Annotated in this window: 1 protein-coding gene; it reads right to left on the reverse strand. The window is 65.4% G+C overall.

Going from position 1 to position 506, the window contains the following annotated elements:
• The coding region (locus tag NOD94_RS41345) for an acyl carrier protein (RefSeq protein ID WP_281211383.1) at nt 1-506 on the reverse strand (506 nt) is incomplete at both ends.

Raw genomic sequence — 506 nt, forward strand, 5'->3', positions numbered from 1 at the left:
CCGCCCTCACGGGCATAGAACGTCCCCTGCTCATCGGGATCCGAGCTGTAGAGACGATCCAGATCCCAACCACGATCGACCGGGAACTCGCCGATGGCGTCGCCACCACTCGACAACAACCGCCAAAGATCCTCCGGAGTACGCACCCCACCGGGGAAACGGCAACTCATCGCCACGATCGCGATCGGATCGTCATCGACGGCCTTACCGACGACAGCCACCGGACCCGCGACCTCACCCTGCGCACCCAGGAGTTCATCCCGCAGGAAACCGGTCAGCGCCGAAGCCGTCGGGTAATCGAAGATCAACGTCGCCGGCAGGGTCACACCCGTCGCCGCACCGATCCGATTGCGCAGCTCCACAGCGGTGAGCGAGTCGAAACCAAGCTCCTTGAAAGCACGCTCCGCACCCACCGCTTCCGAGCCTTCATGCCCCAGGACCGCCGCGACCTGCGCACGGACCAGCCCGAGCAACTCCCGCTCCAACTCGACCGCACCAAGACCGGC

Origin of the sequence: Streptomyces sp. Isolate_45 (assembly GCF_024721315.2) — a bacterium.
Taxonomy (GTDB): Bacteria; Actinomycetota; Actinomycetes; order Streptomycetales; family Streptomycetaceae; genus Streptomyces.